This window comes from Tolypothrix bouteillei VB521301, assembly GCF_000760695.4.
GTDB lineage: Bacteria > Cyanobacteriota > Cyanobacteriia > Cyanobacteriales > Nostocaceae > Scytonema > Scytonema bouteillei_A.
This window is the reverse complement of the sequence record NZ_JHEG04000001.1, coordinates 9,077,882-9,089,197: the sequence shown is the minus strand read 5'-3', so window position 1 is coordinate 9,089,197 and position 11,316 is coordinate 9,077,882. Positions and strand designations below refer to the sequence as shown.

The 11,316-nt window shown below is 44.3% G+C and carries 9 protein-coding genes; 3 read left to right on the top strand and 6 right to left on the bottom strand.

Going from position 1 to position 11,316, the window contains the following annotated elements; translation table 11 throughout:
- Positions 1-41 precede the first annotated feature (41 nt).
- The 4 genes from HC643_RS37150 to HC643_RS37135 all read right to left on the bottom strand — a co-directional run bounded on the left by HC643_RS37150 (position 42) and on the right by HC643_RS37135 (position 6,894).
- Complete coding sequence (locus HC643_RS37150) at positions 42-491, bottom strand: hypothetical protein (RefSeq protein WP_038073105.1); 450 nt, start codon at positions 489-491, stop codon at positions 42-44.
- A gap of 268 nt (positions 492-759) precedes the next feature.
- Entirely contained in the window at positions 760-1,131 is a 372-nt protein-coding gene (locus HC643_RS37145; RefSeq protein WP_038073107.1) for a response regulator, read from the bottom strand.
- The gene (locus HC643_RS37140; RefSeq protein ID WP_038073109.1) at positions 1,103-4,276 is read right to left on the bottom strand and encodes a response regulator; all 3,174 of its coding nucleotides are present in this window, start codon (positions 4,274-4,276) and stop codon (positions 1,103-1,105) included. Before HC643_RS37140 ends, HC643_RS37145 begins: the two co-directional genes overlap by 29 nt.
- A gap of 152 nt (positions 4,277-4,428) precedes the next feature.
- Positions 4,429-6,894, bottom strand: a complete 2,466-nt coding sequence (locus tag HC643_RS37135) for a response regulator (protein WP_038073111.1) — start codon at positions 6,892-6,894, stop codon at positions 4,429-4,431.
- 239 nt (positions 6,895-7,133) lie between these two features.
- Here HC643_RS37135 and rpsO point away from each other — a divergent pair, with 239 nt between their 5' ends.
- From rpsO to aroF, 3 genes are all read left to right on the top strand, one after another.
- A complete protein-coding gene (gene rpsO / locus HC643_RS37130) occupies positions 7,134-7,403 on the top strand; it encodes a 30S ribosomal protein S15 (protein WP_038073113.1) in 270 nt (89 codons plus the stop codon).
- A gap of 12 nt (positions 7,404-7,415) precedes the next feature.
- Positions 7,416-7,886, top strand: coding sequence for a PAM68 family protein (locus HC643_RS37125; RefSeq protein ID WP_038073115.1), 471 nt, complete (start codon positions 7,416-7,418; stop codon positions 7,884-7,886).
- Between the two features lie 178 nt (positions 7,887-8,064).
- Entirely contained in the window at positions 8,065-9,123 is a 1,059-nt protein-coding gene (gene aroF, locus HC643_RS37120; protein WP_038073117.1) for a 3-deoxy-7-phosphoheptulonate synthase, read from the top strand.
- 605 nt (positions 9,124-9,728) lie between these two features.
- On the opposite strand, the gene HC643_RS37115 is transcribed toward aroF, so the two are convergent.
- Complete coding sequence (locus tag HC643_RS37115; RefSeq protein WP_038073119.1) at positions 9,729-10,631, bottom strand: hypothetical protein; 903 nt, start codon at positions 10,629-10,631, stop codon at positions 9,729-9,731.
- Positions 10,632-10,701: 70 nt separating this feature from the next.
- Positions 10,702-11,295 carry a DUF1517 domain-containing protein gene (locus HC643_RS37110; protein WP_038073121.1) on the bottom strand — a complete coding sequence of 198 codons (594 nt, stop codon included), beginning with the start codon at positions 11,293-11,295 and terminating at the stop codon, positions 10,702-10,704.
- Positions 11,296-11,316 lie beyond the last annotated feature (21 nt).

The following is an 11,316-nucleotide window of genomic DNA, read 5'->3' as shown; positions in this document are numbered from 1 at the left end:
GGGCTGAAGCCGTTAAGCCTTCGGCTTATCGCTGCGCTCGTTTAGTAAGTTGGTTCTTGTTGGGCTGCGTCTAAAATTTCTGTCACAAAAACACGATCTGCATCAGAAATACTTTGCATCAAGACAGCACGTGCATTCTGATTAACTAACAGTTCGCCATCAGCTGTAGCACTAAAATCTTGACCTAAAACAAAACCTTGACTGGTTAACTTTTGTACGGCGAGCATGACTACATACTCTTTTAAAGTAATACAAGCATCAAGGTAAGGAAAATTTTGCCAAATCCACTGACAAGTATCAGGAGCACTCTGTGCTAGTTGAAACAAAGCTGCATTCATGATATTTTGTGTATATTTAGAACCCATAAGGTTCATCAAAACTTGTTCGCAGGTTTCCACTAGATCTCTGTCTTTAAACTTTAAAATATTGACAAACAAATTGACAGCAGCGTTAAATTCTTGATATTCCCTCTCGAAGTCTTGCTCGTACATTTATCATATCCTTTTTCAAAGTTAAGTGTTAAAAAAAACTGCAAATGAATAATTAACAAATTTATTTAGTTCTTGGTCAATCATGAGTAGTTCTTAGTGGTTAATAGTAGCAATTAACTAACAACTAACAACTAACAACCTCTACGCGTCAATCTGTTAATTAAATTCATTGCAGTCTCCATTTCCAAACCGAGGTCACCTGATATTTAAGTTAGAGTCCAAAAATGAAGAACCTGTGGAGAGGAAAAAATTTTTGCAACATCTAGCACTAACCCAGAAGCTGTGTCAGTTGGTCGTTTAACATCATGGGATTGAACGGTTTGGCAATTAGCCCTTGAACACCAAGTTCTGCGAATCGTCGCTGGTCGGATGATTGCACTTTTGCTGTCAGTAGAATTACGGGAATGCTCTGAGTCGCCGGATTGGCCTGTAGTTCCTGAAAAGTTGCTATTCCGTCCATATCTGGCATCATGACATCCAATAGAATAGCATCTGGTTTTTCAATTTCAGCTAACTTCAGCCCTTCGATACCCGATTCAGCTGTAAAAACTTCCCAACCCCCTACTGACTCTAAGGTAAGTTGGGCGACTTCTCTAATATCTTCTTCATCGTCAATAATAAGAATGCGTTTGGCTGTCACTGTTATCCCCTTTAATTGTTGGAATAATTCCATTTAATAAATTAACTATATGTTCTTCAAATTCTTCTGGTGTGACGCGTCCTTTAGTAAAAAAGAGAGTTTGTCCCAGTTTCAATCGTTCTCGGTCACAGTTATCGAGGTCTTTAGCACAATAAACTACCAAAGGAACAGTACACAAACGTCTGTGGTGCCGCAGCCAATCTACCACGGCAAAGCCATCTACCTCCGGCAATGCTAGGTCTAATACCAGTAAATCGGGAACAAGACGCTGGCTTAAACGCAGGGCTTCTCGTCCTGTTTTGGCATGGTAGGTTTCCACTCCGTAACGCTCAAACATGGCAATCAACACTTGTGCCAAATCTGTATCATCTTCTACAATGAGTACTTTCAAACTCTGGCTTTTTTCTCCCGCGAGTGCTCTTTCCAACGCTTGAAATAATAACTTTTCATCTGGAGGTTTCACAATCCACTCAGTGACATCTGGATGGGGAACACTTCTGGCATCTGGCATTAAACCGCTAAGAACAATCGCAGGAATGTCTTTAGTCTGGGGTTGCTGCTTTAATACCCCTAAAGTTTCCCAACCGTGCATACCGGGCATCATGAGGTTGAGAAAAATCACATCTGGCTGCTGTTTGATTGCCAGATCTACTGCTTCTTGTCCGGAAGCCGCACATATCGTTTGATAGCCTCGTTGTTCTAACATAGCTCTCATGACAGACCGGACTGAGGGATCGTCATCGCACACCAATATCAGTGGACCATCATCAATGTCTAATGGAACGGATGGAATTACTGGCTCTTCCTGTCGATACAAAGGTAATGAGATGTAAAAAGTGCTGCCCTCCCCTACAGTACTTTCTGCCCAAATGTGCCCATCATGACACTGTATGATACTGCGGCAAATGGCAAGACCCAAACCAGTACCACCTTTTTTACGTGAGTCAGAAGCGTCTACCTGTTGAAACCGTCCAAAAATGGTTTCTATTTTATCAGCAGGTATCCCTCTTCCTCGATCGCGGATAGTGAAGAGGACAAGGGGCGTGGGGGCTTCTTGGATTTCGGCACTAAACCAAATAGTGCTACTCGGGGGTGAAAATTTAACGGCGTTGCTGAGTAAGTTGGTGAAAGTTTGTACAATTCGGTCAGGATCTGCCCACAACTTTGCCGACTGGGGGGACACGGAGAGGGTGACTCCTGCTTTGTCTGTCATGGACTGCATTTCTTCTACTGATTGCTGCATCAAGCTGGTCACATCACAGATTTGTTTGGTCATTGTGACTTTGCCTGATTCGATGCGTTCAATATCAAGGATATCGTTAATCAGTCGAATTAAACGGTCAGTGTTATTGACGGCGATTTCCAGCATTCGTTGAGCTTTTTCGGGTTGGCTGCTCAGGACACCACTGGCGACTAAACCCAAAGAACCGCGAATTGAGGTCAGAGGGGTTCTCAATTCGTGACTGACAACTGAGACAAATTCATCTTTGAGTCGTTCAATCTCGCGACGGTGACTGATATCTTTAACAAAGCAGTAATATCCTTGATAGTTCTCGTGCCGATCCCAAGCTTTAATCATAACGAGTTGCATATCAAACACCGAACCATCTTGACGGACTCCTCTGGCTTCAACTTCTGCTTTGCCATCTTCTAACATTTTCTGGTATGCGATCGTGACCTTTTCTTGGTCTTCTGAATGCACGGTTTGTTGCCATTCCATACCCAGTATTTCCTGGGGTTGATAGCCTACCATACTGGCATAGGCTTGGTTGACGTAGGTGTATCGTCTTTCAGGATTAAACTGGGAAATTCCTTCTACAGCGCTTTCTAAAGCGGTACCGAGATTGCGTAGTTCTGTTTCCGCTTGTTTGCGTACAGTAATATCGAAAACTGTACTCCGCGTCATGAGGAAGTTTCCGACTGCATCTTGGATGGCGGTAGCACTCAAAACTACGGGTAAAATGGTACCATCCTTGCGAAGCATCTGAAATTCTAAGTCACTTATCGAGCCTTGCTGTTGAAAAAGTGCAAATGATTTTTGGAATGTTGGCAAGCTTGAGGCTGTAATAACATCAGCAAATTTCTTTTTCCCAACAACTTCGTCTCGTGTATATCCCAACCAATTCAATTCGGTATCGTTAATACGGACAAAAGTACCGTTTTTATCTAAAGAGTGATAACCGCAAGGTGCATTATTGTATAAATCTTCAACTTCTTGTGTATACTCTTGCAACACCCGTTCTGCTTGCTGGCTTTCGGCAATTTTACTCGCTAATTCACGATTGATCGCTTTCACGTGCTGTGTTTGCCGTCGTGATTGTTGGGTGAGATAAACTCCCCACGCTAATAATACAGCCACTGATGTACCTCCACCAAGTACGACGTTGGGAAGGGGAGAACGTTCTGTAGCTGTAGTCTCTGGCGTAGGTAAAACTTTTATATTCCAAGTTACACCATTGAGATTAATTTCTGTATAGTGTTGCTGTTGAGCGGGAATCTTGTGACTCAGATGTTCTTGGTTTGTATAAATTTTGTCGTTTCCATCAAAAATAGCGATCGCATATTTTTGCCGCAAATTTTTTCCTAAAATAGCATCTAACAAAGTTTGGGTGCGAAAACTCGCGACAATAAAACCACCAAATTGATTTTTGGGAAACAGGGGTACAGATATCAAAAAACCTTTACCGCCTTGAGCCAGGGTGACAACACGAGTCATTGTGACTTTTTGGTTTTTCCTTGCTTTTTCCAAAGCAGTTCGGCGACGTTCCTCAAATGTTAAATTAAAATTCTGTGCTGCCTCATTTCCTGCTAAAGGAATAATCCAACGGACATAATTTGATTTATCTACCCATTCGAGTGCTTGAAAGCCGGGATAGTCTCGGTAATAGTTTAAAGCGTCCGCTTCCCACTGTGGTTTGGTAGTTCCACCTTCATGTTCCCATCGCCTAGCCATGCGAACCAATCCCAAGGTTCGTGCTTGGAGCTCGGCTTGGATCTCGTGGCTGATGCTTGCTGTAGCTAATTCAGTATTCCTCTTTACATATGCGTTTTCTTGATGAATTAACTCCTGCCAAAATAATAAATTGAGAACTATAATGCTGGTGCCTACAATTATCGGAATCCACAAATTTTTGCCATTAGTCATCGCTCAATTTTCCTATAATTTTTTATACTATTTTTTGTCAAGTGGTGGCAGCTTTAGCTGTGGAAACTAAAGCAATTCATTGGCTTCCCTACTATTCACAAGCATTATAGGTTTCACACTGGATTTGGCTATTTTGGAAAGAAGAGACTGTCCTATGCGCGGACACCTTCAGCATCCCCACGCAGTTCTGCTTCACGGACGCGAGTAAAAGCTCTCTGGGACGCGAACGGGCGATCGCATCTTGCTAAGGCAGCTTGATAGAGGACTTGTAAGTCAGCACCTTGTTTTGGATACTGAGCTACTCCTGCACTAAAGGTTACCTGAAAACGGCTCCCATCAGGAGCGATAAAATTTTCTTGAGTGATATTTTCCGCGACTTCCTCCAATCGCTGCCACCCATCTTTTTGTGTCATTCCATACATTCCAACAACGAACTCCGCACCTCCCCAACGACAAACAACATCACTTTGAAATACGCGGCGCAAAATTCTTCCCAATCGCGATAAAACTTCATCTCCAATCGCATGACCGTACTGTTGATTGATTTGCGCGAGGCGGTCTACTTTAAGAACAGCAAAACAGAAAGGCTGATGGTGACGGCTCGATAAGTTCATTAACTCGTTGAGTTCGTAAGTTGATTGACGGCGATTGGCGACTCCCGTTAAAGCATCCGTTTCTGCCATGTTTTTTAAAAGACGCGAGCGTTCCAGACGGTTGAGGATGCGCGTCACCAGTTCTGGACCAACAATAGGTTTGCATACGTAATCATCTGCACCCACAGCAAACACGCGACGCATCGTTTCCGCATCTGTATGAGATGTAAGAAATAACACGGGTAAGCCACAATAGTGAGGATCGTTTCGGACAACCTGACACAGTTCAATTCCACTCATTTGGGGCATTTCTACATCCAAAACCAACAAATCTGGGGCTGTGGCTTCTAAGGTGTCCCAAAATTCTAAAGGATTTTCTAAGGTAGAAACTTTTAATCCCCAAGGCTGTAACAAACTACACATCGCATTTAAGATGAGCGGATCGTCATCAACAAACAAGACTTTCGCTGTTGCTTGACGATTGCGTTGGATCAAATTTGCGATGGTCTCCAATACCATAGCCGATGCTACTGGTTTTTGTAAAAAACCCTGTCCGCCCAAGCGGGCTATTTTCACGCGATCGAGTAAACTATCGCGATCGGTCAGCACCAAAACGGGTACCGGAGGTGCAGAACAGTTTAATTCTGCTAGCAACTCCAAACCTTCGTCAGTCATGGTACCTTGTAAATTTAATACCACTGCATCGGGACGTCGAGAGGTGAAATGTTTTTTTACAAGTCCCGGCTTGGACACTATAAATGTTTGTACATTCCAAGTATCGGCTGACCTAACCAACTCATCGTCTAGTGGTTTTTCCAATCCCACTAACAGCACCAAAGGACGACCATCAACTGATGATTCCTCAACTTGCTCTTTAGCGTTTGTCAGTTGTAACTCCCGACGCAGCGATACAACGAGTTCCGACAGCTGCAACTTTTGTTCCCCAATCAGTCGCACCTCAACTTCTAGTAATTCTTCGATTTGTCTGGCTACGCGTGACCCAAATTCAAAACCAAACATCCCCAGAGAACCAGCTAGCTTGTGAGCCTCAGAACGTGCTTGCAAGCGTAATTCCTCATTCAGTACATTCTCAAACAGGGCTGTGGTGGCTTGTTCTATGACTGTAATGCGATCGCCTATCTTTTCTTTAGCTTTTTCCCAAGCGTTTGCAATGATTCTTTGAGTTTGGTACTTCAGGTCTTGGGGAGTGGGACTCGGAGGCTGGGGCGATAGGGAGATGGGCGGATTGGGGGAGGTGGGGAGTAAATTTTCGCTTTCTTGTCCCCCCTTTTTCTGGTCTCCTCCTCTCCCCTTCTTTTTGCTTCCCCTATCTCCTTGTTTCTTAATTTCCTCTAGGGCTTTCAAACGATAACCAATACCGTACACTGTTTCAATAGGATCGGTTGCCAAACCTGCTTTCTTGAGCTTCATTCGCAATCCCTTGAGATGAGTTCTCACCGTATCCTCTCCTGGTGGTTCTTCAAATGACCACAGGTGATCTATGATTGCACCACAATTAAATATGCGGTGGGGATTGCGGAGAAACAGTTCGAGTAAGCTGTACTCTTTTGGCGTTAGGTGGAGCGTTTTGTTGTTATATTTAACCTCACATATACTGGGGTCTAGCTTGAGATTCTCCCACTGTAATTCTGGAGGTAAAGCCAAACCTCCCCGTCGCATTGAAGCACGAATACGAGCTAGCAATTCTTGCAAATCAAAAGGCTTTGTGATATAATCGTCGGCTCCAGCATCCAAACCAGCGACTTTATGCGTACTGCTATCTTGAGCAGTCAACAAAATAATGGGTGAGTGAATGCCACGCGATCGGATTCGCCGACACAGACTAATGCCATCCAACTTTGGCAAACCAACATCCAATACGATCAAGTCGTAAGCAAAAGCTTCTACAAACTCCCAACCTGCCTCACCATCGCTAGCAATATCGACAGCATAATGTTGCTCCGATAGAGCTTGGACAAGGGGTTTAGCAATTAAATCATCATCTTCTACGACAAGAATTCTCATAGCTATGTGCGTATCCGCACTCTATAAAAATTGACTGCTAAAATGAATCTAAATCAAACACCAACTTGCCACACGTAACACCATAAGCCTATCTTAAGTTGTGTTAAAGTTTTCTGGGTGCTTTGTAAAACTCAACACTCATTGAGCAGTTATCATTTAGCAATTGCTGGTGATACCTGATAGGGAACATCTGTGATATTATGAAAAACTGCTGCAAAAATCTAAAACTAAGTTGAATTATGGCATTAAAGCAACAGCGCAAACAAGAAATTATCTCTAACTATCAAGTTCACGAAACTGATACAGGTTCTGCTGATGTTCAAATCGCAATGCTGACAGAGAGAATTAACCGTCTCAGCGAACATCTCCAATCCAACAAGAAAGACCATTCATCCCGTCGGGGATTGTTAAAATTGATCGGTCAACGCAAGCGCCTTCTTGCTTATGTTCAACAAGGTAGCCGGGATCATTACCTAGCTCTCATCGGGCGTCTCGGTATTCGTGGATAGAGATAACCGCTTATGCCTGCTGAATCCGAACACAATCGCTTGCCCTTTGAACCAAACAAAAAGCGCCGCAAGCCCGCAAAAGAAAAAAGCGAACAGCCAGTAGTAACCAAGCAAGAAACGAAGGCAAAGGACACTAAAAAGGCTCCTTTTACCAAAGAAGAAATGGCAATTCCCCAAATTGTCAGCCAACGGATGATTCGCAGAGTGGCTGGCTTTTGTGGCATTCCAACTGCTTTAGGAATTAGTACTCTTGTTGTCAGCTATCTACTCTTAACTTATGCTGGCATTAAACTGCCTCCCGTCGCCGTATTACTTGTGAATATGGGATTTTTTGGATTGGGAGTAGTGGGACTCACTTATGGTATTCTCTCAGCCTCTTGGGATGAAGAGAGAGCCGGCGGTTTACTAGGTTTGAATGAGTTCAAAACCAACTGGGGACGGATGGTAACAGTTTGGCGCGAAACTCAGCAAAAAAATACTTGAGGGCATAAGGGCTTGGGGATCGGGAAATAAGCAGTACGCAATACCCATTCCCCAATTCCCGATCCCAATTCCCTAGTTCCTATTTTCAAAACTTTTGCTAAAGGTTTATAGTAATCAGTCACTGACGGTATATCGTTTTCTAAGAAGCATCTCATCACATCTAAGCAGGAAGATTGGCATGATTATAGTCATGAAGGTTGGTTCCCCTGAGGCGGAAGTAGACCGTTTGAGTGAGGAACTAGGCACGTGGGGGCTGACACCAGAAAAAATCGTTGGTAAACACAAGGTAGTTATTGGTCTTGTCGGTGACACTGCTGACTTAGATCCGTTGCAGATTCAAGAAGTAAGCCCTTGGATTGAGCAAGTTTTGCGGGTAGAACAGCCCTTTAAACGGGCTAGCCGTCAATATCGTCATGGAGAAGCATCTGAGATCGTTGTCAATACTCCCAACGGACCGGTGACCTTTGGCGAACATCACCCCGTAGTGGTTGTGGCTGGTCCTTGTTCGGTAGAAAATGAAGAAATGATCGTGGAGACTGCACGCAGAGTGAGCGCATCTGGTGCTCAATTTCTCCGTGGTGGCGCGTACAAACCTCGAACTTCACCCTACGCTTTCCAAGGACACGGCGAGAGTGCTTTGGAATTACTAGCAAAAGCACGAGAAGTCTCGGGGCTGGGCATTATTACAGAAGTGATGGATGCAGCTGAGTTGGATGTAGTAGCAGAAATCGCGGACGTCGTGCAAGTAGGCGCGAGAAATATGCAAAACTTCTCTCTACTGAAAAAAGTAGGCGCACAACCAAAACCAGTTCTTCTCAAGCGCGGAATGGCTGCAACTATTGAAGATTGGTTGATGGCAGCTGAATACATTTTAGCTGCGGGCAATCCAAATGTTATTTTGTGCGAACGGGGAATTCGGACTTTCGATCGCCAGTACACTCGCAATACTGTGGATTTATCTGCAGTACCAGTTCTGCGAAATCTCACTCACTTACCAATTATGATCGATCCCAGCCACGGTACGGGTTGGGCTGCATACGTACCATCAATGGCAATGGCATCGATCGCCGCTGGATGTGACTCTTTAATGATAGAAGTTCACCCCAATCCTGCAAAAGCTCTATCCGACGGTCCGCAGTCTCTGACACCAGAGCGTTTTGACCGCCTGATGCAAGAATTGGCAGTCGTGGGTAAAGCTTTTGGTCGCTGGCCCAAACCAACTGCGATCGTAGCTTAAGTTTTGTTAAGAGCGATCGCTCACCAGCTTGAGTCTCGTTCCCAGCCTTTACCTTCAGTAGTTCTTTCATCTCTTGCCTTTGAATACTCCGTGTTTTTGCAGTTAAATAAATTACTACTTAACCGCAGAAACGCTCAGACTATAGGGGATAAAGATGCAAATTGCTACTTGAATTCCAATTTTAATGCGGTTCAGTTAACAATATTTAATCCTTGAAGATCCCCCCAATTGATCCTACGGTTGTGTACACATCTTTAGAGACCCCCCTCAATCCTCCGATAAATTGGGGAACTTGAAGCAGTTTCCCCCCTTTTTAAGGGGGGCTAGGGGGGATCGAAACTGCCAGAAGGCACTTTAGGAGACTTGTGTACACCACCGCAGCCAATTCATTGGGGGGGGCTATGGGGGAGCGAGTCTTATCTGAACCGTATTGGTCTAAGAAGAATCTGCAAATTCTATGCATGACAGCTTAAAGCGAAAGCCCACCATTTGATGTTAGTGGGCTTTCGCTCTATCTAATTTACCTACTTTGAGGTAGAACCTCAAGGATTGCATTCCCAAGCCTCAGCCTGAGAACGAAAAACAAAATAGTTTTATTTGCTTATTTAGCGCCTTCTGCTACCAAAACCAGCACGCGGTCTCGAACGACTAGCACCACCACTACCAAAGCTGCTACCACCAGGGCTGCGCCGATAGGTGCTAGAGCCAGAAGGTCTAAGAGTGCTACCACCATAACCCGAACCGGTAGCGCGATTACCAGGAACAGTACGTGGTGCAGTACGTGTTGTTGTACTGCTACCAGGATAGCTTCGTCTCAAAGTTCCTGTTGTACGGAAAGCAGTTCTATTTCTCTCTACAGCAGGCGGTGCATTGTAGCGAGTGCGATAACTTTGAACTGCGTCAGTATAGCTTCTGCCGTATCCACCATAACCGTAAATGACTCCACCGGGCTGATAAGCAGGAGGAACGTAATATTGCGGTCTAAAGAGAAGACTACCAATAGCCTGACCTGCTAGACTCCCTGCGGCTGCTCCAGCAAAAGGAGCCCAAAAACTGTTTTCTCGACGAACGACAACTGTTTCTTGTTGACCGGTTTGAGGGTTAGTCTTCGTCTCGGTAACGTTGTGAACGTATTCGATTTTGAAATCTTCTGTCAGGTACAATGCTGGCTGACCGTTTTCTACCTTCAAGTAGGTTTTTTGACCTTGCTTGATTTGGTCATCAGTCAACCTTGCCATTTGTAAATTTTCTGTTTTAAAGTTGGGGGGTGTAGCGTTTAACAGAAACAACGTGTACTCCCCATCAGCATCATTGTACTCAGCTTGCTGTACGGGATACTGACCATCTGCCAATTTATTATTGGATGTATTAGATACTGTTCGACTAGTTTGATTGTTATCACCCGGTGTTGTAGCTTGGTTTCCACCACCGCCGCAAGCAACGGTTGTCAAGCACAAACTCAAGGCTAAAAAAACAACGGTGAACCTACGCAAGACTGTCATGATCATATGATGATTTTCCTATCCTGAGCTTAACAATTTCTCGATTATGTGGTAGGTGTGGACGACCGATCCAAAACTACAGGGGTATCAACTCTGGGTAATATTGTAGAAGTTGGTCACCAGTCAATTCATCTCCTAACCGGGCTGGCGAGAAATGTACCTGAATAGCCCGTAATTTATGTTTGTAATGCAAATTGATCAACGCTTTCAAGCCCTCTTTAAGCGCTTGTATATTCGCCAGGTCAGTTTCTAAATCTGGAACTTCACCCTCATATGCTACCGTAATCATGACAACGACATTGCTGGTAACAGGGAGAGATAGCGGTTGATTGTCCCTAAAGTCATCACTATAATCGGGTTCGCTCAAATAACGTTGAGCTGAGTCAGTAAAAAGTTCATTTACGTAATCTCCAGCCTCTCCTTCACTCCAAAAGACGTCGCCTTGATTCGCGGCTGATTGCCAGTACTCATCGTACTGTAAAAGGGACTGAGAAACTTCTACGAGCCCTTCCCCCAAGACTTCCATGTCACCATCACCATCTACTGCTTCCCTAGCAGCGCGATTTAAAATCCCCATAATAGGTGCTACGTCAGACCCGCCTAAATGTAACATAATGCGACAGACGACGTAGCGAGTTCGACCCATCATTTTATTAAATGTATCTCGCATTTTTTTCTCCTGATAGTGGTT